Annotated in this window: 22 protein-coding genes; 10 read left to right on the top strand and 12 right to left on the bottom strand. The window is 70.3% G+C overall.

The window, feature by feature from the left end; translation table 11 throughout:
• Window positions 1–11: 11 nt before the first annotated feature.
• From ACFY2X_RS06505 to ACFY2X_RS06495, 3 genes are read right to left on the bottom strand one after another with little or no spacing between them, the layout of a single operon-like run.
• Window positions 12–914, bottom strand: coding sequence for an ABC transporter permease (locus ACFY2X_RS06505; RefSeq protein ID WP_389933223.1), 903 nt, complete (start codon window positions 912–914; stop codon window positions 12–14).
• Entirely contained in the window at window positions 911–1,921 is a 1,011-nt protein-coding gene (locus tag ACFY2X_RS06500; protein WP_389933220.1) for an ABC transporter permease, read from the bottom strand. The genes ACFY2X_RS06505 and ACFY2X_RS06500 overlap by 4 nt, the downstream gene beginning before the upstream one ends.
• Window positions 1,922–1,924: 3 nt before the next feature.
• Window positions 1,925–3,727, bottom strand: a complete 1,803-nt coding sequence (locus ACFY2X_RS06495; protein WP_389933218.1) for an ABC transporter substrate-binding protein — start codon at window positions 3,725–3,727, stop codon at window positions 1,925–1,927.
• A 222-nt stretch (window positions 3,728–3,949) separates the two neighbouring features.
• On the opposite strand from ACFY2X_RS06495, the gene ACFY2X_RS06490 reads away from it, so the two are divergent.
• Together ACFY2X_RS06490 and ACFY2X_RS06485 are read left to right on the top strand one after the other, a co-directional pair.
• Window positions 3,950–5,482, top strand: a complete 1,533-nt coding sequence (locus ACFY2X_RS06490) for a sensor histidine kinase (RefSeq protein WP_389933215.1) — start codon at window positions 3,950–3,952, stop codon at window positions 5,480–5,482.
• Between the two features lie 193 nt (window positions 5,483–5,675).
• Window positions 5,676–6,491: an aminotransferase class IV family protein gene (locus tag ACFY2X_RS06485; RefSeq protein WP_389933212.1), complete on the top strand. Its 816-nt coding sequence runs from the start codon at window positions 5,676–5,678 to the stop codon at window positions 6,489–6,491.
• Between the two features lie 69 nt (window positions 6,492–6,560).
• Here the strand turns inward: ACFY2X_RS06485 and ACFY2X_RS06480 are convergent, their stop codons facing one another.
• From ACFY2X_RS06480 to ACFY2X_RS06470, 3 genes are all read right to left on the bottom strand, one after another.
• Window positions 6,561–7,886, bottom strand: a complete 1,326-nt coding sequence (locus ACFY2X_RS06480) for a serine hydrolase (protein ID WP_389933209.1) — start codon at window positions 7,884–7,886, stop codon at window positions 6,561–6,563.
• 146 nt (window positions 7,887–8,032) lie between these two features.
• Window positions 8,033–8,407 (bottom strand): cupin domain-containing protein, encoded by a 375-nt coding sequence (locus ACFY2X_RS06475; RefSeq protein WP_389933206.1) that lies wholly within the window; start codon window positions 8,405–8,407, stop codon window positions 8,033–8,035.
• 10 nt (window positions 8,408–8,417) lie between these two features.
• Window positions 8,418–8,792 (bottom strand): cupin domain-containing protein, encoded by a 375-nt coding sequence (locus ACFY2X_RS06470; RefSeq protein WP_389933203.1) that lies wholly within the window; start codon window positions 8,790–8,792, stop codon window positions 8,418–8,420.
• Between the two features lie 86 nt (window positions 8,793–8,878).
• Between ACFY2X_RS06470 and ACFY2X_RS06465 the strand changes: the two genes are divergently transcribed.
• Complete coding sequence (locus ACFY2X_RS06465) at window positions 8,879–9,343, top strand: MarR family winged helix-turn-helix transcriptional regulator (RefSeq protein ID WP_389933200.1); 465 nt, start codon at window positions 8,879–8,881, stop codon at window positions 9,341–9,343.
• Window positions 9,344–9,394: 51 nt separating this feature from the next.
• Here ACFY2X_RS06465 and ACFY2X_RS06460 read toward each other — a convergent pair whose 3' ends face one another.
• Both ACFY2X_RS06460 and ACFY2X_RS06455 read right to left on the bottom strand, forming a co-directional pair.
• Window positions 9,395–9,865 carry a ferritin-like domain-containing protein gene (locus ACFY2X_RS06460; protein ID WP_389933197.1) on the bottom strand — a complete coding sequence of 157 codons (471 nt, stop codon included), beginning with the start codon at window positions 9,863–9,865 and terminating at the stop codon, window positions 9,395–9,397.
• A complete protein-coding gene (locus tag ACFY2X_RS06455) occupies window positions 9,834–11,093 on the bottom strand; it encodes an RNA-guided endonuclease InsQ/TnpB family protein (protein ID WP_389933193.1) in 1,260 nt (419 codons plus the stop codon). Before ACFY2X_RS06455 ends, ACFY2X_RS06460 begins: the two co-directional genes overlap by 32 nt.
• 22 nt (window positions 11,094–11,115) lie before the next feature.
• On the opposite strand from ACFY2X_RS06455, the gene tnpA reads away from it, so the two are divergent.
• The gene (gene tnpA / locus ACFY2X_RS06450) at window positions 11,116–11,532 is read left to right on the top strand and encodes an IS200/IS605 family transposase (protein ID WP_389933190.1); all 417 of its coding nucleotides are present in this window, start codon (window positions 11,116–11,118) and stop codon (window positions 11,530–11,532) included.
• Window positions 11,533–11,627: 95 nt separating this feature from the next.
• Here tnpA and ACFY2X_RS06445 read toward each other — a convergent pair whose 3' ends face one another.
• Together ACFY2X_RS06445 and ACFY2X_RS06440 are read right to left on the bottom strand one after the other, a co-directional pair.
• Window positions 11,628–11,801: a hypothetical protein gene (locus ACFY2X_RS06445; protein WP_389933187.1), complete on the bottom strand. Its 174-nt coding sequence runs from the start codon at window positions 11,799–11,801 to the stop codon at window positions 11,628–11,630.
• Between the two features lie 114 nt (window positions 11,802–11,915).
• A complete protein-coding gene (locus tag ACFY2X_RS06440) occupies window positions 11,916–14,204 on the bottom strand; it encodes a xanthine dehydrogenase family protein molybdopterin-binding subunit (RefSeq protein WP_389933184.1) in 2,289 nt (762 codons plus the stop codon).
• A 203-nt stretch (window positions 14,205–14,407) separates the two neighbouring features.
• Between ACFY2X_RS06440 and ACFY2X_RS06435 the strand changes: the two genes are divergently transcribed.
• The 6 genes from ACFY2X_RS06435 to ACFY2X_RS06410 all read left to right on the top strand — a co-directional run bounded on the left by ACFY2X_RS06435 (window position 14,408) and on the right by ACFY2X_RS06410 (window position 20,126).
• Window positions 14,408–17,314 carry a BTAD domain-containing putative transcriptional regulator gene (locus tag ACFY2X_RS06435; RefSeq protein ID WP_389933181.1) on the top strand — a complete coding sequence of 969 codons (2,907 nt, stop codon included), beginning with the start codon at window positions 14,408–14,410 and terminating at the stop codon, window positions 17,312–17,314.
• 302 nt (window positions 17,315–17,616) lie between these two features.
• Window positions 17,617–18,372: a hypothetical protein gene (locus ACFY2X_RS06430; protein WP_389933178.1), complete on the top strand. Its 756-nt coding sequence runs from the start codon at window positions 17,617–17,619 to the stop codon at window positions 18,370–18,372.
• Window positions 18,369–18,884 (top strand): hypothetical protein, encoded by a 516-nt coding sequence (locus ACFY2X_RS06425; RefSeq protein WP_389933175.1) that lies wholly within the window; start codon window positions 18,369–18,371, stop codon window positions 18,882–18,884. The genes ACFY2X_RS06430 and ACFY2X_RS06425 overlap by 4 nt, the downstream gene beginning before the upstream one ends.
• Window positions 18,874–19,398, top strand: coding sequence for a hypothetical protein (locus ACFY2X_RS06420; protein WP_389933172.1), 525 nt, complete (start codon window positions 18,874–18,876; stop codon window positions 19,396–19,398). The genes ACFY2X_RS06425 and ACFY2X_RS06420 overlap by 11 nt, the downstream gene beginning before the upstream one ends.
• Window positions 19,386–19,550: a hypothetical protein gene (locus ACFY2X_RS06415; protein WP_389933170.1), complete on the top strand. Its 165-nt coding sequence runs from the start codon at window positions 19,386–19,388 to the stop codon at window positions 19,548–19,550. Before ACFY2X_RS06420 ends, ACFY2X_RS06415 begins: the two co-directional genes overlap by 13 nt.
• Window positions 19,551–19,676: 126 nt before the next feature.
• A complete protein-coding gene (locus ACFY2X_RS06410) occupies window positions 19,677–20,126 on the top strand; it encodes a hypothetical protein (RefSeq protein ID WP_389933168.1) in 450 nt (149 codons plus the stop codon).
• Between the two features lie 94 nt (window positions 20,127–20,220).
• Here ACFY2X_RS06410 and glpK read toward each other — a convergent pair whose 3' ends face one another.
• Window positions 20,221–21,729 (bottom strand): glycerol kinase GlpK, encoded by a 1,509-nt coding sequence (gene glpK / locus ACFY2X_RS06405; protein WP_389933165.1) that lies wholly within the window; start codon window positions 21,727–21,729, stop codon window positions 20,221–20,223.
• Between the two features lie 32 nt (window positions 21,730–21,761).
• A complete protein-coding gene (locus ACFY2X_RS06400) occupies window positions 21,762–22,529 on the bottom strand; it encodes an IclR family transcriptional regulator (protein WP_389933162.1) in 768 nt (255 codons plus the stop codon).
• Between the last annotated feature and the right edge of the window lie 19 nt (window positions 22,530–22,548).

Below are 22,548 nucleotides of genomic sequence, written 5' to 3'. Positions count from 1 at the left end.
AAGTACACCGGTCACTCCTCACGCAAGCGGGGATTGAAGATCTCGTCCATGGCGTCGACGATGAGCACGATGCCCAGGGTCAGCAGCAGGATCGCCAGCAGCGGCGCCATCATGTACGGCAGCGCGGCGGTCGACGACATCGCGCCGCCCCCGAACACCGCGAGGTTGAGCATCACGCCCCAGTTGTTGGCCTCGAACGGCAGCACCCCGAGGAAGAACAGGCCCACCTGGGCGTAGACCGCGCCGGTGACGGCGATGAGCATGTTCATCGCGATGAAGGGGGCCATGCTGGGCAGCAGTTCCCTGCCGATGATGTGCGTCGTGGGCAGCCCCAGCCCCCTGGCCGCCTCGATGAAGCCGCGCTCGCGCAGGGACAGGGTCTGCGAGCGCACGGCCCGCGCCACACCGCCCCAGCCGAGCATCCCGAGCACCAGTCCCATCTCGATCGGGCTGTTGAACTTCCACACGGTCGACAGCACCAGCAGCAGCGGCAGGCCCGGGATGGTCAGCTTCATGTCGGTGAGCCGCATGAGCACGTTGTCCCAGCGCCCGCGCCTGAACCCGGCGAACAGCCCGATCGCGGTGCCCAGCACGACCGTGATGACCGCGGTCACCAGGGCCGTCATCAGCACGTACCGCGATCCGGTGATCACCAGCGCGAGCACGTCGGTGCCCTCGAAGTCGGTGCCGAAGGGGTGTCCCCAGCTCGGCGGGGCGTAGAGGGCGTCCCTTTCGCGCGGCAGCCGCTCGGGGTAGAGCATCGGCCCGAGGGTGCCCATGAGCGCGAACCCGGCGATGATGGCCACGCCCAGCATCCGGCTGGGCTTGCGCCTGAGCACCCGCCAGACCCCGCGCCAGAAGTTGCGCCGCAGTGCCGCGCGGGACCCGCCCGCGGTGATGACCGACTCGGTCATCCCGCCACCTCCTCTCCGCTCCGCACGCGCGGGTCGATCACGGTGTAGAGCATGTCGGCCACGATGTTGGCGACGACGATCGCCGCGGTGATCAGCAGGAAGGCCCCGCCCATCAGCGCGTAGTCACGGTTGGTGACGCTGTCGATGAGCAGCAGTCCCAGCCCGGGATAGGTGAAGATCCGCTCGATGAAGATCGCGCCGCCGAAGAGCAGCCCCATCGAGAGCGCGAGGATGGTGAACAGCGGCAGGATGGCGTTGCGGGCCACGTAGCGGAAGATGACACCGCGTTTGATGCCGCGCAGTTCGGCGGCGAGGATGAAGTCGTCGCCGAGGACGGTGACCACGCTCGACTTCATCGCCAGGGTCCAGCCTCCGTAGCTGGCCAGCGCGTAGGTCACGATCGGGAGCGTGGCGTGCTCGATCAGCGAGCCGATGTACTGGGCGTTGAAGCCCGGGTCGAACATGATGTCCGCCGTGCCGCTCGACGGGAGGATCGGCCACAGGGTCGCGAAGATCGCGCCGAGCAGCAGCGCGAGAACGTACTGCGGCACACCGTGCAGGAGCGAGCCCGAGACGGCCAGGACGTCGCCCAGCCTGCCCGACCGCTTGATCGCCGCGTATACGCCCATCGTGATGCCGACCAGGAAGCTCAGCAGGGTGCCGACCAGGACCGGCAGGATGGTCCACTTGGCCGCCGAGGCGAGCACCTCGACGACCGAGGCGCCCGGCGTGCTCACCGACTGGCCCAGGTCGAAGCGGAGCAGGCCCGACATGTAGTCGACGTACTGCTCCCACAGGGTGCCCTTCGGCATGAAGCCGTACATCACGGCCGTGGCGCTCTCGGCCTGCTCCGGCGACATGCCCTGCTCGATCAGCTTCTCGTAGCGGGCGAGCATGGGGTCGCCGGGAATGTTTCTGATGATCACGAAGCTGATCGTGGTGACCACCAGGACCATGACGAACCCGCGGGCCAGGTGGCCCGAGAGTCGGCGTGCGATTAGCGTCATAAGCTACTTCTTCTTGATCATGCCCAGCTGGAGCCAGACACCCGACGTGAGCCGCAGCAGGTCGCTGTCGGTCCCGGGAAAACCGGTGAAGCGCGTGGTGTTGACGAACTGGGTGTTGACGTAGTCCCACAACTGGATCACCGGGAGGTCCTGATTCGCGGCCTTGGCGAGGATCGCGATGATCTTTTTCTGCTCGGCCTCCGGGGCCGAGTTGAGTTTGACCGCCAGCTCCCCGGGGTTGACCTTGCCGACGCCTTCGACGTCGAGGGTCTCGGGGCCGCCCATCCAGTTGCCCTCCTTGCCGGGGGCCACGTGCCTGAGCCTGCCGCCGAAGAGCTGCCAGCCGTTCGACGCGCCGTACAGACGCTGGAAGATGTTGTACGGCGCGGGCCCGAGCGCGACCAGCCAGAACCCGATGTCGTATTTGCCGGCCGCCAGCTCTTCGAGGTAGAGCGGATAGTCGGCGGTGGTGACCACCTCGGCCTCCACCCCGGCGTCGTTGAGCTGGCTGGTGACGGCCTTCGCCCCGGCCAGCCAGTCGGAGAACGGCGCGGGCACGGCGATGGTGACCTTCCAGGGCCTGCCGTCCGGCATGACCCACCTGGCACCGTTCTTCTTCATGCCGGCGGCCCTGAGCTCCTCCCCCGCCTTGGCGAGGTCGACCTTGTACGGCTCCAGCGCGGCGAACCCGTCGCCCAGCCACGCCTTGCCGGCCCTCTGGTGCATGCCCGAGGTCGTCACCGAGGCGGCGCCGCCCTCCGGCGAGGCGATCTTGGTCACCTGCTCGCGGTCGATCATGTAGGCCAGCGCCCGGCGGACGTGCACGTTGTCGTAGGGCTTCTTCGACCGGTTGAACGCCAGCGCCTCGCCGACCGGCGAGTAGCCCTTGACGATGCCGCTGCCGGAGGTCTCGCCGATGCGCTTCATCACGCCGGCCGGAGCCGCGATGAACGGCGCGTTGTCCAGCTTCCCGGCGATCAGGTAGTTCCAGACCTGCTCGTTGCCGGTGTAGTTGAGGATCTTCACATAGGAGGGGGCGATCTTGGCGGTGTTGTAGAAGTTCTTGTTCTTGACCAGCAGCGCCTCACCCGGGTTCACCCGCTTGAGCACGAACGGCCCGGCCGAGACGTCCTTCGGCGGGGCGAAGGACGTGACCTTCTCGGCCAGCGCGGTGATCTCGGCCCGCGCGGCCTCGGCCCGGGGGCCTTCGCCCCGCGCGAGCTTGACCTTCTCCCAGAAGTCGGCGGGAAGCACGCCGGCCCAGACGTGAGCGGGGACGACGACGGTCTCCATGATGCTCCGGACGAAGGTGGCGCTCGGGTTCTCCGCCGACTGCGTGACCTTGATCGTCTTGTCGTCGACGACCTGGATGTCGGAGGCCGCGCCCGCCGCGCCCGGGTTGAGGGCGTAGGCGGTGCCGCCCTGGGTGTAGGCCAGGCCGATCGAGAACTTCACGTCCTCGGCGGTGACGGGCCTGCCGTCGGACCACTTGTTGTCCCGCTGGAGCCTGATGGTGATCGACGACTGGTCGGGGGCGATCTCCCAGCTCTCCGCGATGCCCGGGTAGAACTGGTTGGGATCGGTCAGGTGGTTCTTGGTCCACCCGAGCGACATGGAGTTGTATCCCCGGAAGGCGTTGCCCTTGGGGTTGAACGGGTTGATCGGCGCGTTCGCGTCGATCCCCGGTTTGAGGGCGTCGATCGTGGTGTAAAGATCACCACTCTCGGCGGACTTGCCTCCGGCACCGCCACACGCCGTGACGGCGGCGAGACCGAGTGACGCCGCTACAGCCGCTAGTCGCTTCATGAACCGCTCCGTGAGAGGTCTTTCCTGGTCCGGGAGCTGGGGTTGTCCGGACCTTACGTTCACCGGCGGAGCTATGTCAATTATCTCCAATTTTCTTTAACATTGTGGAGCTTTCCTTCATTGCCTGCTCAGGGGGCCTTCACGCCGTCCCGGCATGATCCGTTCGCCCCGGCCGGAAAGATCGCGGTGGCCCGCCGCCGACGGTCTGAGAGCATGCACGGCATGCGCGATCTGTTCGGCCGGCTCGCCCGGCACCGTGACGCCGGGCTGTGGCTGCTGGTGAGCACACCGCCGGTCCTGGGGGCCGTCCTCCTGCACGGCAGGGCCGCGCTGGTGTCGGCGGCGGGGGTCCCGCTGCTGGGGGTCGCGGTGGCGTCGCGCCGGCGGTGGCCGCTGGCGGCGCTGGCCATTCCGGTGGCGCTCGGCCTGGCCCTGAACGTGGAGATGCTCGCCCCGCCGTACTGGACGGCACTGGCGGTTCTCGGCTACCTGGCCGGAGACCGGATGACGACGGCCCGTCCGGCGCTGTGGTTCTTCGCGGCCGTCGCGGTCACCGGGCTGCCGTTGTGCGTCCTCCTCTCACCCGATCACCTGTGGGGCTGGCCCACGCTGCTGCTGATGCTGCTCCTGTTCGCGGGGCTGCCGATGCTGCTGGGCCGATACCGTCGCCAGTACGCCGCGCTGGCCCGTGCCGGGTGGCGGCTGGCCGACCGCATGGAGCGCGAGCAGAAAACCGCCGCCGACCGCGCCCGCATCCGCGAGCGGGCCCGCATCGCGGGCGACATGCACGACTCGCTCGGCCACGACCTGACGCTGCTGGCCGTACGGGCCGGCGCCCTGCAGCTCGATCCCACACTGGATCCCCGGCATCAGGCGGCCGTCGCCGAGCTGCGGGAAGCCGCCGCGGGCGCGACCGAACGGCTGCGGGAAATCATCGGCGTACTGCGGGTGGACGACGAGCAGGCACCCGGGAGCCCACCCGGCGAGGGCCCCGAGGCGCTGATCGAGCGCGCGCGAGCCTCCGGAGTCGCGGTCACCGCGGAACGCCTGGACGACCTGGAGGGCCTGCCCCCCATGGTCGGCCTCGCCGTACACCGCCTCGTGCAGGAAGCCCTGACGAACTCCGCCAAGCACGCGCCCGGCGCGGCGGTGCGCGTCAGGCTCGTACGCGACGCCGGGACGCTGCGCCTCAGCGTGGTCAACGCCCCCGCCGCGGCGGCGCCGCTGGCGGGTGTCGCCTCGGGCGGCGCCGGGCTCGTGGGGCTGGACGAGCGGGTACGGCTGGCGGGCGGCGTGCTGCGCGCGGGCCCCACCCCCGACGGCGGGTTCGAGGTCGCGGCCGAACTGCCGGCCGCCACGGGCGCGGCACCGCTCCCCGCCGCCCCTTACCCCACCACCTCGGCCAGGGAGCTGGCGCACGCCCAGCGGCAGATGCGCCGCCGCCTGGCGCAGACCGTCCTGGCCCCGCTGGCGGTGCTGGCCGGGATCCTCCTCCTCATGATCCCCGTCAACCTGCTCAGCTCCTCATTCTCGGTCCTGCACAAGAACACGTACGAACGGCTGCTGGTGGGCGACACGCGCGGCGACGTGGAGGCGCGGCTCCCCCTGTTCACCCGGGACGGCCCGCCCGACGACGCCCCGCCCGCCCCCAGGGGCGAGACCTGCGTTTACTACAGCACCGAGTTCCTTTCGGCCGGCGCCTACCGGCTGTGCTTCGCCGGCGGGCGGCTCACCTCCAAGGAGGTGGTGGGGTGAGCATCGCGTGAACCGTGACCGCCACGCAGCGGTCTTGACATGTGTCCCTCGACCGTTTTCCCTGGTCGCACGGATCCGAACGGAGGACCGTGTCCCCGGGGGAAGGAGACGGCCACCTGATCAATATGATTCCCGCATCGCCCCTGTCCCCGCGACGGGACAGACCATACCGAGCACGCACGGGAGACCCGAGATGCCCGCGGCCAGCGGAAACCAGGACGGAGCGCCCCCGGTGGCGAACGGGTTCAAGCGCGTCATGGTCGACGGCCATGCCGCCACCGCCGCGGATCTGCGCCACCTCGCCATCTCGAACTACGGCCACTTCACCGCGATGCAGGTCCGGGACGGACGAGTACGCGGCCTCGACCTGCACCTGGCCCGGCTCGACACCGCCAACCGGGAGCTGTTCGACCGGGCGCTCGACCACGGCCTCGTCCTGGAGATGATCCGCGCCGCCCTGGGCGAGGACCTGAAGGACGCTTCCGTGCGGGTCTACGTCGTGCGGACCGAGGAGGTGCACGTCGTGGTCACGACCGGCGCCCCGGCGCCCACCCCCACCACCCCTCAGAGCCTCATGCCGGTCTCCTACCAGCGTTTCCTCCCGCACATCAAGCATCTGGGCGGCTTCCCCCAGGCCTATCTGCGGCAGCGGGCCGGGCAGGGCGGCTTCGACGAGGCGCTGCTCACCACACCCGACGGCACGATCTCCGAGGGCGCCATCACCAACATCGGCTGTTTCGACGGCACCTCCGTCGTCTGGCCGGACGCGCCGCTGCTGTACGGCACCGCCATGCGGCTGGTCGAGCTCGGCCTGGCCCGCAGGGGCATCCCCGTCGAGCGGCGCCCGATCCGGGTGGCCGATCTGCCCGGCTACACGGCGGTCTTCCTCACCAACTCCCACGGCGTCGCGGCGGTCTCACGGGTCGGCGACACCCCGCTGAAGATCGACGAGGACTTCTTCGCCACGCTCCTCGACTGCTACGAGGCGACCCCCTGGGATCCGATCTGATCCGCCGGGCGCGTCCCCTCCCTCCGCCGCGCCGAACCGTTTCCGCGGGTTCCCGATCCCGCTGACATCTCAAGCGATCTTGGGCGTGGCGCGCACACCGAGGTGAATGTACGGCGAGCCGTCGGCCAGCTCGTAGAAGACGGCCGAGATCCACCGGGGCTCCCCTTCCGGGCGGCCGACGAAGGTGGTGTCGTCCACCGGGAGGAGGTCGAACTCCATGGGCGGATCCAGCCCGGCGAGGGCTCCGGTGGCTTCGCCGTACAGGTGGAGCACGCCGTCGCGGACCGTCAGCGTCATCCGGCTGCCGACCCGCTCGTAGACTCCGGCGTACCGCTCGACGTCCGCCTCGACAGGCGTCTCGGGCGGCCCCAGCACGGACGGTACGGCCAGGCCGAGCAGGCCGTCGAAGAGCTCGGTGGCCAGGGCGTGCTGGAAGGCCGCGGCGTGGCCGCCGTTGGCCAGCACGCACACCACGGTCTCGCTGTCGGGTACGACCCACAGCATGGCGGCCTGGCCGATGGTGTTGCCGCCGTGGGAGATGACCCGGCGGCCCTCCCACTCGTCGAGGATCCAGCCGATCCCCCACTGCTTGCCGAGAGTGTGCGGGTTGGGGATGTCGACCTGCGGCTCCCACATCGCCCGGGGGTCGGCGAGCAGTCCGGTTCCCAGGTGGGCGCGGGCGAAGGCGACGACGTCGGCGGGGCGGGCGCAGATCAGTCCCGCCGGGCCGCAGGAACGCGCCAGGCCCCAGACAGGGGCGGGCCGCCCGCGCATGTGCCCCATGGCCCCCCTGAAGCGCAGGACGTCCTCGGGCAGCGTCCATGTGCGGGTCAGGCCGAGCGGATCGACGATCTGCTCGCGCAGCGCGGCGTCCCACACCTTGCCGGTGAGCCGCTCGACGACGCGCCCCGCCACGATGAAGCCGGAATTGCAGTACGACTGGGTGGCGCCGAGGGGGTGGTTCTGCCCGAGGTCGGCGCAGGCCTTGACGTACTTCTCGACGCAGTCGTCGCCGCGGCCCGTGTCGAGGAACAGGTCCCCGTCGATGCCGGAGGTGTGCGAGAGCAGGTGCCTGATCGTGACGGCCCTGGTCACCTCCGGGTCGGCGACCCTGAATTCCGGCAGGACCTCGATGACCGGGGTGTCGAGCGTGAGCGTGCCCCGCTCGGCGAGAAGCATGATCTGGGTGGCGGTCCACACCTTGGTGATCGAGCCGATCTGGAAGAGCGAGTCGGTGGTCACCTCCACCCCGGTGTCCATGTTGAGCACCCCGGCCGCGAACTCGTGAACCTCCCCCTCGTGGAGGAAGGCCAGGTTCGCACCGGGCACCTCGTACTCGGCGATCAGCTCGGCGAGACGGGCGTGCCACCGACCGGGATCCGCTGCTCCAGACACTCGGCGATCCTCTCGTGGTAGTCCACGGAACGGGACGGACGATCATCAAGGATAAAGAAGCGGAGGCCGCCCGGACAGTGGGCCGGGCGGTCGCGCGTCCGGCAGGGGTGGAGGCAGCCGGGGCGCCCGCCTGGTGGGCGCCCCGGCTACTGGGCCCACGGCGGCACGAACGGCTCGCCTCCCGGCATCGTCGCGCGGCCGCCCACCGGCAGGACCGCGACCATTTCCAGCGGCTCGTCGTAGGGGTTGGCGATGCCGAACGGCGTGCCCGGCGGCACGATCAGCGCGTCGCCGGACACCAGCGGATGCTCGACGCCGTCGAGGGTGGCGATCGCCCCGCCCGACAACAGGACGAACACCTCCTCGCGGTCGACCGAGTGCTCGGCGGCCGGCGTGCCGGGGGCCACCGTGAAACGCCAGGCGCAGGTCTCCTTGGCTCCCCTGCTGGGAGCAGCGAGCCCGATGGCGGTGACGTGCGGCAGAGTGAAGACGGGGGCGGTCGCCCCGGAGATGACGGGCATGAGGGGTCCTTTACTGAGCGGTCGGGGGGGTGAACGGTTCGCCTCCGGCCATGCGCGCGAGCGCGCCGACCGGCAGCACCGCGACCATTTCCAGCGGCTCGTCATAGGGGTTGGCGAGGCTGAAGGACGTGTGCGCGGGCACGACGATCGCGTCGCCCGCCACCACGGGCTGCTCCACACCGTCGAAGCTGGCCGTTGCCCGGCCGGAGAGCACGATGATGACCTCCTCGCGGTCGAAGGAGTGCTCGGCGGGCAGGGTGCCGGGGGCCACGTGGGTCCGCCAGACGCACGTCTCCGTGGCTCCCCTGCTGGGCGCGGCGAGACCGGTGAAGCGGGTGTTTCCTACGGTGAAGGTGGGAGCGGTGGCTCCCTGGATCACTGGCACGGTGTATGCTCCAGAGCAGATCTACAACCAAGGTTTACAACCAAGGTTGTATATCTTCGCCCGGACTCTCGTCAACTGGAGGAGAGATGGAGGAGCTCGACTTCGGCGTCCTGCTCGGACTGGCCTACAACCAGCTGGTCGACGAGCTGCACACGCACCTGGACAAGGCGGGTTTCAACCGGCTCCAGCTCCGGCCGGCCTTCGGCTACGCGTTCAGGGCGCTGGCCCGTGAAAGCCTGACCACGAGCCAGCTCGCGGCCCGTCTGGGCATCACCCCGCAGGGTGCCGCCAAGACGGTCGACGAGATGGTGGCCGCGGGCTTCGTGGAGCGGGTTCCCGACCCGGCGGACGGGCGGATGAGACGGCTGCGGCTCACCGACCACTGCCGATCTCTCATGGCGGTCGCGCGGGAGTTCCACGCGGAGGTCGAGCGCCGGCTGGCCGCCGAGTTCGGGACCGAGCACATTGCCGTGGTGCGCCAGGTGCTCAACGCGATCGTCGACAGGAACGAGTCTCCCGACAGCCTGGCCCGCGCGCTCAGGGGCCTGTGAGCCGCCTCCCGGCCAAGGCGGCCACAGCGGGGAGGGCCCCGGCCGTGAGGGTCAGCCCTTCAGCGCGCCGGGAAGTCTTTCCAGCAGTCCTTTGAGGTCGTTGGCATGCTCCTCCTCCTGGGCGAGAAGGTCTTCGAAGATGCGCCTGGTGGTCACGTCGCCGTCACCGAGCCATTGGACGATCTCGGTGTAGGAGGCGATCGCGACCCGCTCGGCGACCAGATCCTCCTTGATCATCTCTATCAGGTCGAGGCTGTCGTCGTACTCCGCGTGCGCACGAGCGGTCAGCGTGTCCGGGTTGAAATCAGGCTCTCCCCCGAGTTGCACGATGCGCTGGGCGAGCCGGTCGGCGTGCACCTGTTCCTCGGCGGCGTGCTCCAGGAACTCCGCTGCCACCGGCTCGGCGTAGATCCCGGTGGCGGTGTAGTAGTGGCGCTTTTGACGCGCTCCCCGGCGTGAACGCCAGGGATTCAGCCTGTGCCATGTGGTGTCACCCGGCACTTCTGTGGCTTCCTGTTTCATCGACCGCGCCCCCGCGCCCGCCCCGAGGAGCGGGCGCAGGGGTCTTACCGGTCTCCGCAGGCGTTTTCCGTCTCCGCTTCCCGCCCATCTCAGGCACAGGTTTCCGTCCAGCGGCGACGATCCGGCGCCCCTCGGCCCGGATGTTGATCTCGGCGTTGACATCCCGGTCATGGGTGACCCCACACGGGCAGGTCCACTCCCGTACGGCCGGCGGCATCCGTTCGGCCAGCGCCCCGCAGGCCGAACAGAGCCTGGAGGAGGGGAAGAACCTGCCGATCTTCACGAACGTCCGGCCGTACAGCTTCGCCTTGTACTCCACCATGCCGATGAACGACGCCCAGCCCGCATCGTGCACGCTCTTGGCCAGCTGGGTGCGGGCCAGCCCCTTGACCGCCAGATCCTCCACATAGATCGCTTGGTTTTCGCGGATCAGCATCGTGGACAACCGGTGGTGGAACTCGCGGCGCGCGTCGGTGACCCTGGCATGCCGGCGGGCGACCTTCACCCGGGCCTTGGCCCGGTTCTTGCTGCCTTTCTCCTTACGGGAGAGGGCTTTTTGTGCCCGCTTGAGTTTCTTCTCGGCTCGGCGCAGGAACCGCGGACTGTCGATCTTCCGTCCGCCCGCCAGCACCGCGAAATGCGTCAGGCCCAGGTCGATCCCGGTCTCGGCCTCGGTCGCGGGCAAGGGGGTTTGGGCTGCCTCGACCACAAACGAGGCGAAATACCTCCCGGCGGCATCCTTGACCACGGTGACGGAAGAGGGCTGGGACGGCAGGCTCCGTGACCAGCGCACCGCCACATCGCCGATCTTCGGCAGCCGCAACCTGCCGGCCGCGGTGATGGCGAAACGAGCGTTGCGGGTGAAGCGGATCGCCTGCCGGTTGTCCTTGCGGGACCGCAAACGCGGCGGCCCCAGCGTGGGCCCCTTGCGGGTCTGGGCCAGACCGGCGAAGAAGTTCCGAAACGCCGCGCAGGCGTCGGCCAGCGCCTGCTGCAACACCACCGCCGACACCTCGCCCAGCCAGGAGCGTTCCGGTGTCCGCTTCGCCTGGGTGATCACCAGGCGGGACAGCTCCGCGTCGGTGATGAACGGCAGGCCCTGCTCATGGGCGTGGTTGCGCAGTGCGACCGCGTCGTTGAACACCACCCGGGCACACCCGAATGCCCGCGCGAGCGCGATGCGCTGGCCCGGGGTCGGGTCGATCCGGAAGGAGTATCGCAACCGCACACGGTCATCCTACGGTTGGGTTATGGCCGAGTGCAGCGATATCAGGACCGGTAGACATTGCGTTTTCGTGTTGCATGCGTATTTGGTTTTTGTCACGAAGTTCCGCCGCCGCGTGTTCACCGGCGAGCACCTCATCCGACTGCAAGAGATCATGAGATCCGTGTGCGCCGCCTTCGAGACCGAGCTGCGCGGGTTCAACGGCGAAGACGACCACGTCCGCCCGCTGGTCGACTTCCCACCCAAGGCGGCTTTGTCCAAGCTGGTCAACAGTCTCAAGGGCGTGTCCTCGCGCCGGATGCGTCGGGAATTGCCCGAGCTGGCCCGCCACTCCTACCGGGCGAACAAGCGGTGGTCGGGCTCTTACTTCGCCGGATCGGTGGGCGGCGCTTCGATCGGCGTCCTGCGCCAGTACATCGAGCAGCAAAACCGGTCCGTCTGAGCTGGGTGGACGCCGGTCCGCCTGGCGGCGAAACGGCTGTTCTTGCCCCGCTATGCGGGCTGGTCGGCTTCGCCCCCGGTCTGAAGGCCGGAGCACTACCGACGATTCCGGTAGCGCAGCACACAGACCAGCTCGGTGACCAGCGCCTCGTTGCACACCTGGATCACCCGGGGGAGATCGGCACCGTAGGCGGACGTGATCGGCCCCTTGCCGATCTCCTGCCGCGCCCGGGCGCGGATCTCCTTGATATCACTGAGAAATTCGGCCATGTCCCTCCCCCTACCCCGAAAAACTGATCCACTCAGCCTTCGGCCTGCGGGCGGGAATCCTCTGACCGGCGGATGGGAATCCTCGCGGGCCCAGGCGGGGAAGACGGCCTGTCCTCAGCCGTTGATGGAGGACCACACGACCTGCGGGGTCAGCGGGGTGGCGATGATCCGGCCGGCGATCTCGGGCAGGGCCGCGGCCACCGCGTTGCCGATGGCCGCGGGCGGGCCGATCGTGCCCGCCTCCCCCACTCCCTTCATCCCGCCCGGCGTGATGGGGGAAGGGGTCTCCATCAAGACGATCTCGATCTCGGGAACCTCCCGCACCGTCGGCAGGAGATACTCCGCGAGCGGCTGCCCGTCCGCGGTGTAGACGATCTCCTCCGTCAGCGCCATGCCGATCCCCTGGACCACCCCGCCTCTCAGCTGGCCTTCGACGATGGCGGGGTTGACCAGCACCCCGGAGTCGCCCACCACCCAGTAGCCCTCGACCTCGACGGCCCCGGTCTCCTCGTCGACGGCCACGGCCGCCGCGTGGGCGCCGTAGGCGTAGGTGTACGCGCTGGGATCGTGGGTGACCCGCTCCTCCAGGCCCGGTGACATCCCCTCGGGCAGGTCCCAGCCCCGCCAGGCCGAGGCGGCGATCTCCTGCAGGGTCCTGCACGCGGCAGGATCCCCCTTCACCCGTACGGCGTCGCCCACGATCTCCAGGTCGTCCGGGGCCGCCTCCAGCTGATGGGCGGCGATGGCGACGATCCTGTCACGGAGCAGCGCCGCGGCCCGGTTCAGGGCTCCGCCGCCGACCACGAGGGAGCGGCTGGCTATGGAGCCGATCGAGGAGTAGGGCGTGGCGGAGGTGTCCCCGAGCACCACGTGAACCCGTTCCAGCGGAACACCCACTCCGTCGGCGGCGAGCTGGGCGAGCGTGGTCTCGATGCCCTGCCCCATCCCGACCACCCCGGCGTGCACGACGACCGAGGCGTCGAGGTCCATCCGCACGACCGCGGTCTCGAACCCGCCGGCCATCTGGCCGGCGGCCTTCATCTGCATGGACGGCCCCAGGCCGGTGGCCTCCACGTGACAGGAGAAACCCACCCCGCGCCTGCGGCCGTCGCGCGACGGCATGGGGCGTACGAGTTTGCGCAGCGTGCGCAGGGCGTGCGGATAGTCGCCCGAATCGTAGGCCTGCCAGGTGCGCGTGGTGTGGGGGAGCTCACCAGGGCCGATCATGTTGCGCAGCCGTACCTCGACGGGGTCCTCGCCGAGGAGCCGCGCGGCCTCGTCGATCAGCCGTTCCCTCGTCCAGGTCACCTCGGGCTGGCCGAATCCCCGGTAGGAGCCGATGGGCGTGGTCGTCGTGACGGCGGCGCGCACCCGCGCGCCCGCCCTTTCGAAGCGGTACGGCCCGGGCAGCATGATGGCCGACACGGCGATCGGGGAGGTGCCGACGTTCGACGGATGGGCGCCCAGGTCGCCGAGGATGTCGCAGTGCAGCGCGACGAAGCGGCCGTCCGCGTCGAGCGCCAGGCGGCCCCGGTGAACGGCGTCACGCGCGGGCAGGGTGGCGACGAGGTGGTCGCTGCGTGACTCGATCCAGCGCACCGGCAGGCCGGAGCGGATCGCCGCCAGGCAGACCAGCGCCTCGTCCGGATAGAGATGTTCCTTGGCGCCGAACCCTCCCCCGACGTCGCATCCGATGACGCGCACCCGGTGATGGGACAGTCCGAGCGCTTCGGCGGCGTGGTCACGCACATGGTGGGGGGCCTGGGTCGCGGCCCAGACCGTCAGCGTCCCCTCGGCGTAGGCCGCCACGATCCCGCGCGGCTCGACGGGGCTCGGCGCCGCCCTGCCGAGCCGGAAGGTCATCTCCACGACGTGGTCGGCCCTCGCGATGGCCTCGTCGCAGTCGGTGTCTCCGATCTCGAAGTCGGTGACCAGGTTGGTGCCCCAGTCCGGGTAAAGGAGCGCGGCGCCGCTTTCGAGCGCCGCCTCCACACCGATCACCGCGGGCAGCTCGTCGAACTCGAGGTCGATCAGCTCGGCCGCGTCCTGAGCGGCCTCCGGGGTCCGCGCCACGACGACGGCGAGAGGCTGGCCGGCGTAACGGATCGTCTCCTCCAGCGCCGGATAGGAGGTCGCGCGCTGCCCCGGCGCGACGGACACGCACGGCAGCCGGACCGTGGCCGCGTCGTCGGCGGTGATGACGTCCAACACCCCGTCGGCGGCGCGGGCGGCCTCGACCGCGCGTCGCGCCACCCGCCCGTGCGCGACAGGGCTGCGGACGATCGCCGCGTGCACCATGCCGGGCAAGCGGACGTCGCCGACGAACTTCCCGCTCCCGGTCAGCAGCCGGGAGTCCTCGCGGCGAGGGGTTCGGGTGCCGACATACGGGTGACCATCGCTCATGGCCCGATTGTGATCGCCGTCATGGCTTCCGCCAAGGTCGCCATGCCACCGGATGCCGTTCGATCATGAGTCACGCCATCACGCGAGATCCTCGATCCGTCCTTGTCCAATTCCCCAGAGCTAGATCATTGTGGTGTCTACACTGGCGCCCGACGGGAAATGATGCGTTTTGCGCGCATTCGATGCTCGGGGGGGCAACGTTCATGACCACGGTCTGGTTCGGCATCCTGGGGCCGCTGGAAGTGAGGGTGAACGGCCGTCCGATCACGCTGTACGGACCGCGGCAGGAAAACATCCTGGCGGCTCTGCTCCTCGACGCCGACCGCGTCGTCACGGTCGACCAGCTCATCGACGTCGTCTGGGAGGAGCCCCCGGCCTCGGCACGGCGGCAGGTCCAGGACCTGGTGACCCGGCTGCGGCGGACGTTGGTGTCCGCGGGCGCCGCAACCGATCTCATCACCACCCAGCGGGCGGGCTATCTGCTGCGCCCGGACGACGGCGGCCTCGATGCCCGTGTCTTCACCGACCTGGCCGCGACGGCACGAGAGATCGCCCGTGCGGACACCGCCGCGGCCGTCGCCGGGTTTCGCGAGGCGTTGTCGCTGTGGCGGGGCGGGGCACTGGCCGGCATCCGCGGCCGGGCTTTCGAGACCGTGGCCGAGGCCTGGCAGGAGCGGCGGCTGGCCGTCGTGGAGGAATGCCTGGCGCTGGAGCTTTCCCTGGGCCGCCACCGCCAGATCACCGTTGAGGCGCTGGCGCTGGTAGAGCAGCATCCCTTCCGCGAGCCCCTGGTGGGGATCCTGATGCGCGCGCTGTGCGATGCGGGCAGGCTGGCCGACGCGCTGGACGCCTACCGGGCCCTGCGGAAGCGCCTGGCCGACGAGCTCGGGCTCGACCCCGGCGCCGACCTGCAGCGCCTGCACGACACTCTTCTGCGCTCGGAGTACGAGCTGGGCGAGTCGCCTTCGCCGTACCCGCCTGACGGTTCCGTCTCGGACCCGACCGTATCGGCGCCGGCGTCCGGGCAGGCGACGGCTCGGGTCGTGCCCGCCCCGGAGGTGGGGACGGTATCGACGTCTGGGCAGGTGGCGGCGTTGCTGCCGTTGGACGTGTACGGCTTCACCGGCCGGGCCGGTGAGCTGGAGCGGCTGGACGGCCTGCTGACCGCGGCCGGACGGCAACCCACCGCGGTGATGGTCGCGGTGCTGTCCGGCACCGCCGGGGTGGGCAAGAGCGCGCTGGCGGTGCACTGGGCCCACCGGGTCCGCGACCGCTTCCCCGACGGGCAGCTGTATGTCAACCTGCGCGGCTTCGACCCCGGCGGAACGGCGATGACCCCCACCGAGGCGGTACGCGCCTTCCTGGACGCGCTCGGCGTGCCCGCCACGCAGATCCCCGCCACCCCGCAGGCCCAGGCCGGCCTGTATCGCAGCCTGCTGGCCGGCCGGCGCATCCTGATCGTGGCCGACAACGCCCGGGACGCCGCGCAGGTGCGCCCGCTGCTGCCCGGCGCGCCGGGCTGCCTGGTGGTGGTCACCAGCCGCGACCAGCTGACCGGGCTGGTCGCGGTCGAGGGCGCCCAGGCGCTGGCGCTGGACCTGCTGCCGGCCGCCGAGGCCCGCGAGCTGCTGGCCCGCCGCCTGGGCAGCGCCCGGGTGGCCGTCGAGCCGGAGGCGACCGGTCAGATCATCGCCCGGTGCGCGCGGCTGCCTTTGGCGCTGGCGGTGGTGGCCGCCCGCGCCGCCGCCCATCCGCATTTTCCGCTGGCCGCGCTGGCCGCCGAGCTGGGCGCGGCGCACGGCGGCCTGGACGCCCTGGACGGCGGTGATCCCAGCACCCAGGTCCGGGCGGTGTTCTCCTGGTCCTATCGCACCCTCAGCACCGGCGCGGCCCGGTTGTTCCGGCATCTGGGCCTGCATCCGGGCCCGGATGTCGGCGCGGGCGCGGCCGCCAGCCTGGCCGGTATCTCGCTCGCGCGGGTGCGGCCGCTGCTGGCCGAGCTGGCCCGCGCCCACCTGATCACCGAACACGCGCCGGGCCGCTATGCCTTCCACGACCTGCTGCGCGCCTACGCCGCGGAGCTGGCCCACGCCCAGGACCTCGTCCCCGACCGCCACGCCGCGCTGCACCGGCTGCTGGATCACTACCTGCACACCGCGCACGCCGCCGCATCGCTGCTCAACCCGAACTGGGATCCGGTCGCCGGTCCCGCCGCGCCCGCGGTGGTGTGCGAGGAACTGTCCGAGCGCGGGCAGGCGATGGCCTGGTTCGCCGCCGAGCACACGGTCCTGCTCGCCGTGGTCGCGCAGGCCGCCGCGACCGGGTTCGACACCCACGCCTGGCAGCTGGCCTGGTCCCTGGCGGACTTCCTGGACCTGCGGGGGTACTGGCACGACCAGGCCGCAACGCAGGCCACCGCCCTGGAGGCCGCCCACCGGCTGGCCGACCGACGGGCTCAGGCCCACAGCCACCGCAATCTCGCCCGCAGTCACATGCGGTTCGGCGGCCATGAGGCGGCCCACACCCACCTGCACCACGCCCTGGGCCTGTACGGCGAGCTCGGCGACCATGTCGGCCAGGCCTCCGCGCACGGCAACCTGGCCGGGGTGCTGGAGCGGCAGGGCCGGAACCGCGAGGCCCTCGACCACGCCCAGCAGGCCCTGGACCTGTTCCAGATCGCCGGGCACCGGGCCGGGCAGGCCCGCGCGCTGAACTCCGTCGGCTGGTCCCACACGCTGCTCGGCGACCACCGGCAGGCCCTGGTCTACTGCCGGCGGGCGCTGATGCTCTTCCAGGAACTCGGCGACCGCCTCGGCCAGGCCAGCATCTGGCACAGCCTGGGCTACGCCCACCACCACCTCGGCCAGCACCGGCAGGCCGTGACCTGCTACCAGCACGCCCTGGAGCTGTTCCGCCAGGCCGGCCACCGCTACGGCGAGGCCGAGACCCTCATCCACCTCGGCGACATCCACCATGTCATCCAGGAGCCGGAGGCCGCCCGCCACAGCTGGCGGCACGCGCTGGACATCCTCGACCAGCTCGGTCACTCCGACGCCGACCAGGTCCGGGCCAAACTCGACCGTAACCGGCCGGACCAGGTGCTTCCCTGACGCCCCGCGGGCGGTCGAGATCGGGCCCGCCGCTCAGGCGTCCCCGCGGCACCCGGCAGGCGACCGGCGCTTCGGCCACTCGCCCCGCCCCACCGGGCGTCACCGTCTCCTGGCGCCGTGAAAGCACCGGAGCATGCGGGCCTGCCAGGCGAACCAGGACGCATCGAGGACAGATCGAGGATCTTGATCTATAGCCTGACTGCGCCGTCAGCCTCCTCACCGGTCGCGGACGGCGTGATCTTTGCTCCCGCAGAAGAAGGCGTCGAAATGATCGATCGTGGATCAAGACTGGGGATGATTTCGTGACCGTGCTCGCCAATCCCTCCCAGATCACCCGCGTGGCCCCCGACGGGGCCCGGGTCGACATCTCCCTCCCTCCCGAGGCGGGCGAACTGCCCTGGCACGGTCACACCCGGCTCGCCGGGCCCGCCCTGGTGCGGAACTTCGACCTGGCCCCGGCCGGGCAGCGCCATGTGATCCCGAGGAAGATCTTCCCCGGGGGCCGGGTCGAGACCTTCCGCCGCTCGGGCTTCGACCTGGTGCTGTACGAGGCGGCCGACCGTTCCAACAGCTGCCTGGTCTGGGCCGGGCCGCACAACGAGGCGACCACCTGGTTCGGCGGCCCCGCACCTCGCCAGAGCGTGCTGAACCGCCTCGTGTCGAACCTGTCCTTCACCGACTCCCCTGAGGGGGCGCGGCTGGTCGCGGCCGGTCCGGCGGCGAACCTCCAGCAGTTCAGCACCATGGTCATCGGCTCCAGCGAACGCCTGTCCGTGATGATCAAGGATGCCCGGGGCGCGAGAGAGGAACTCCCCTCCTGGAAGGGCGCGACGCAGGGTGACGCGGAGATCTGGAAGGAACCGCTGAACCTCGGCCCCGAGCAGGCCAAGGCGGTGAGCGGCACTCCCTTCGAGTGGCGTTACATCATCGCCAACACCACCTCCGTCATCGAGGTCGTCTTCCACCAGCGGGCGGACTCCCCTCAGCTCAGAAGCACGGCGGAGCACGACAGGACCGCGGCCGTCCTGGCCGGCCTGAAGGCTGCGTGGAGTGCGTGAGCCTTCCCACCGCTCTCGCTCTCCTGGCCCTGCTCCTGTCGGTTTTCGCGATCCTCGCCGCGGGTGCCGTCTACGCCCGGCTGCGGATGATGGAGCAGACCGTTCTGAAGCCGGGCAATACCCGCCTTGACGACGAGCTCCGCCTCGTGCCGCAGCCGCTGTGGCCCGCCGAAGGGCAGACCGGCGCGCTCGTCCTGCTGCTGGACGCCAACTGCTCTGTCTGCCATCAGGTCTGGGAGGCAGCCGGATCGGCGTCACTGCCCACGACCCGCCTCACCGCCGTGTTCTCTCACACGGGCTCGGCTCAGAAGTTCGACGGGCCGGTGGAAAAGCTGACCGACCCCGAGCTGTGGACCGCCCTCTACGAGGGATACACCCCATGCGTCTATGCGATCGACGGAACCGGGCAGGTCACCGCCCGGCGGTTCGTCTACGGCGACACCGATCTGCCGGCCCTGTTCGCCGAGCTCTCCCCCGCCCTCTCGTCCTCCGGGAGCAATCATGCGTCTTGACCTCATCCCCTCGACCGAGGCCGCGCCCGCGGACGCGACTCCGAGCCTCGTACGCCGCCTCATCCCCAACCCTCCCGTCTCTCGGCGGACCCTGGTGAAAGGCCTGGTGGTCAGCGCGATCGCCGCCACGGTCGTGCCCTTCGAGTGGTTCCTGTCCCGGCGGGCCGCGAACGCCGGCCCCACCTCGGAGTGGACCGCGTCGAACTGCAGTGACGGCTACCCCGGCGGGTACGGCGAGGGGTACAACAACTGGTGGTCGGACGGGCGCGCGGTCTGCTTCGGCGGCTGGCGGATGGGCAGCTACCCCTGCTCGGGAGGATTCCACTTCGAGGGGTGGCGCGGCTACGACGACGAGGGCTACACCTCGAGCCGCGTCACCACCTGCAGCGGGCGTAACGCCTGGCGCTGGACCGCGTACAGCACCCTCTACCGGTGTTCCGACGCGAACACCTTCGTCCGCTGGAACGACGGCGACAGCTACACCGGCCTCACGATCGCCATGTGCCGCGTGTGATCGCGCTACGCAGGTTCGCCCTTCACCCCCTGGTCCTCGCGGTGCCGATCGTGCTGGGCGCCGCCGTTCCATGGGCGGTGAAGGGCCCCGCCGTACTCCTGTTCCTCTGGGCCGGCCTCAACGCCGGATACGCCAACTCCGGCAGCACTTGAAGCCACAACTCGGCGTTCCTGCTGAGCGCGTCGGTCTGGCGCGGTTCTGGTGCTCTGGCCTACTTCGGTGTCGGCCTGTTACTCGGCGCGGCAAGCGTCGCCCTCGTCGCCTCGGCGATCGGCGGCGTGCTCCAGTCGCTGCTGCCCCCGTTCGTCCGTCTCGGGCTGCTGGGCCTGCTGGCGGTGGTCGTGTTCCTTCGTGAGGCGGGCCTGATCACGCTGACCGTCCCGGAGAACGCGCGGCTGGTTCCCGAGCACGTGCTCGGCCGCGGGCGGGTGCTGGGGGGCATCCAGTTCGGGTTCGAGATGGGGACGGGCATGCGCACGTACTCCCCCTCGGCCCTTCCCCACCTGGTGCTCGTGTCACTGCTGCTGGCCGTGCCGTTCTCCGGCGCGATGGCCGCGGCGGTGGGGTTCGCCGCGGCGCGCTGGATCATGGCGGCGGCGAGCATCACCCACAGTGACGACGGGGAGTGGACCACGCTCTGGCACTCCAACCAGCGGCTGCTGGCCGTCGTGACAACGGTGGGAACCATCGGCTCCCTGCTGCTCGGCCTGTGGATTGCCGGATGGTGAGCGCCTCGTCGTGATCCGCGACAGCGCGTGGCGGATGTTCGGCCCTCACGCCGGCCTTGCCCGGCGTGAGGGCCTCGCCCGTCCTCAGCCGTCCTCAGCCGCGCGGTTTGATCCAGCCGAACGTCCGTTCCACCGCCCGGCGCCAGTTGTCGTACTCCTCGGCCCGGCGCTGGGGTTCCATGGCCGGCAGCCACTGGGCGGCACGGTGCCAGTTGCGGCGCAGCCCCTCCAGGTCCGGCCAGTAGCCGACGGCCAGCCCGGCGGCGTACGCGGCCCCGAGTGACACGGTCTCCGCCACCATGGGGCGCACGACCGGGACGTCCAGGAAGTCCGCGATGTTCTGCATGAGAAGGTTGTCGGCGGTCATGCCCCCGTCGACTTTGAGGGTTCGTAGTTCGAGCCCGGAGTCGGCGTTCATCGCGTCGACGACCTCGCGAGTCTGCCAGGCGGTGGCCTCCAGCACGGCGCGGGCGAGATGGCCCTTGGTGATGTAGGAGGTCAGGCCGACGATGATGCCGCGGGCCTCGCTGCGCCAGTGCGGGGCGAACAATCCCGCGAACGCGGGAACGATGTAGCACCCGCCGTTGTCCGCCACGGTCCGGGCGAGTGTCTCGATCTCCGGGGCGCTGCTGATCAGGCCGAGCCCGTCGCGGAACCACTGCACCAGGGCGCCGGTGATGGCGATCGGCCCCTCCAGGGCGTACACCGCGGGCTCCTTGCCGACCTGGTAGCCGACGGTCGTCAGCAGTCCGTGGCTGGAGCGGATCGGCTCGCCGCCGGTGTTGAGCATGAGGAAGCTGCCGGTGCCGTAGGTGCACTTGGCCTCGCCCGGCGCGAAGCAGGTCTGGCCGAACAGCGCCGCCTGCTGGTCGCCGAGGGCGGCGGCGATGCGGACGCCCGGCAGCACGCGGCTGGCCACGCCGTACGTCTCGGTCGACGGCCGGATCTGCGGCAGCATCGCGCGCGGGACGCCGAAGAACGACAGCAGCTCGTCGTCCCACTCCAGGGAGGCCAGATCCATCAGGAGCGTACGGCTGGCGTTGGTGACGTCGGTGAGGTGCAGGCCGCCCTCGGGCCCGCCGGTGAGGTTCCAGATGAGCCAGCTCTCCATCGTCCCGAACAGCACCTCGCCCCGTTCGGCGCGGTCACGCAGCCCGGGTGTGTTGTCGAGCAGCCAGCGGATGCGCGGGGCGGAGAAGTAGGTGGCGAGCGGCAGGCCACAGCGTTTCTGCACCATCGACGCCTCGGGCCGGGCGGAGAACTCGTCGACCAGCGCGTCGGTCCGCGTGTCCTGCCACACGATGGCCCGCCCGATGGGCACGCCGGTCTTCCGGTCCCACAGGAGGGTGGTCTCCCGCTGGTTGGCGATGCCGATCGCCACCACCTGTTCCAGCCCGATCCCGGCCTGGGCGAGCGCCTCCGGCGCGATGCGCTCCAGGTTCCGCCAGATCTGGACGGCGTCGTGCTCGACCCATCCGGGGCGGGGGAAGTGCTGTCGATGTTCGCGCTGTGTCACCGACACCAGACGCCCTCGCTGGTCGAAGATGATGCACCGCGTCGATGTCGTGCCCTGATCGATGGACATCACATAGCGCATGACCATGGCATTTCACCTCGGCATATGTGGAAGAAGTTTCACCAGCGGGAGGCGCCGAGGTCCCGGGACACCGCACGCGCGGCGTCGCGCACGAATGTCACCAGGGCGGCGTTCGGCTGGCCTTTGGTGTCGCAGATCCGCTCGACCGCACCGGAGATCCCGATGGCGCCGACGACCAGGCCGCCGTGACCACGGATCGGTGCGGCGATGCTCGCCTCACCGATAGTCATCTCCTCGATCTCGACGGCCCAACCAACCTCGCGAATGCTCGTGAGGCCGCGCGTCAGCGCTTTCGGGGTGACGATCGTCCGGCGGGTGAACGCCTCCAGGGGACCGTCACCGAGCGCGGCGGTCGCGCTGACGTCGTAGGCCAGCAGGACCTTGCCCAACGCCGTGGCGTGCATCGGCAGCAGCGTGCCGACGTCGAGCGTCTGCAAGGTGTCATCGGGGCGGAAGACGTGATGGACGACAAGGATCTGGCCGTCGAGAAAGGTGCCGATCCGGACCGCCTCACCGCTCCGCGCCGCCAGCGCGTCCGCCCAGTTGATCGCCCGCGAGCGGAGCTCGTTGACATCCAGGTAGCTCGTGCCGAGATGGAGCAGGGTCGCCCCGAGCTGGTATTTGCCCGTCACCTCGTCCTGCTCCACGAAGCCGACCAGTTGCAGGGTCCGCAACAGACCGTGAGCGGTGCCCCGGGCGAGCCCCAGCGAGGTGGCGATCTCACCGACGCCCAGCCGACCTGAACTACGTGCGAGAAGACGCAGGATCGCTGCTCCCCGCTGGATGGACTGAACCGGACCTGGCACGTGACCGATGGTAGTGCCG

The sequence above is a fragment of the Streptosporangium sp. NPDC000396 genome, assembly GCF_042898655.1.
GTDB lineage: Bacteria > Actinomycetota > Actinomycetes > Streptosporangiales > Streptosporangiaceae > Streptosporangium.
Note: the sequence above shows the minus strand (reverse complement) of the source record. Positions and strands in the feature narration are given on the sequence as shown.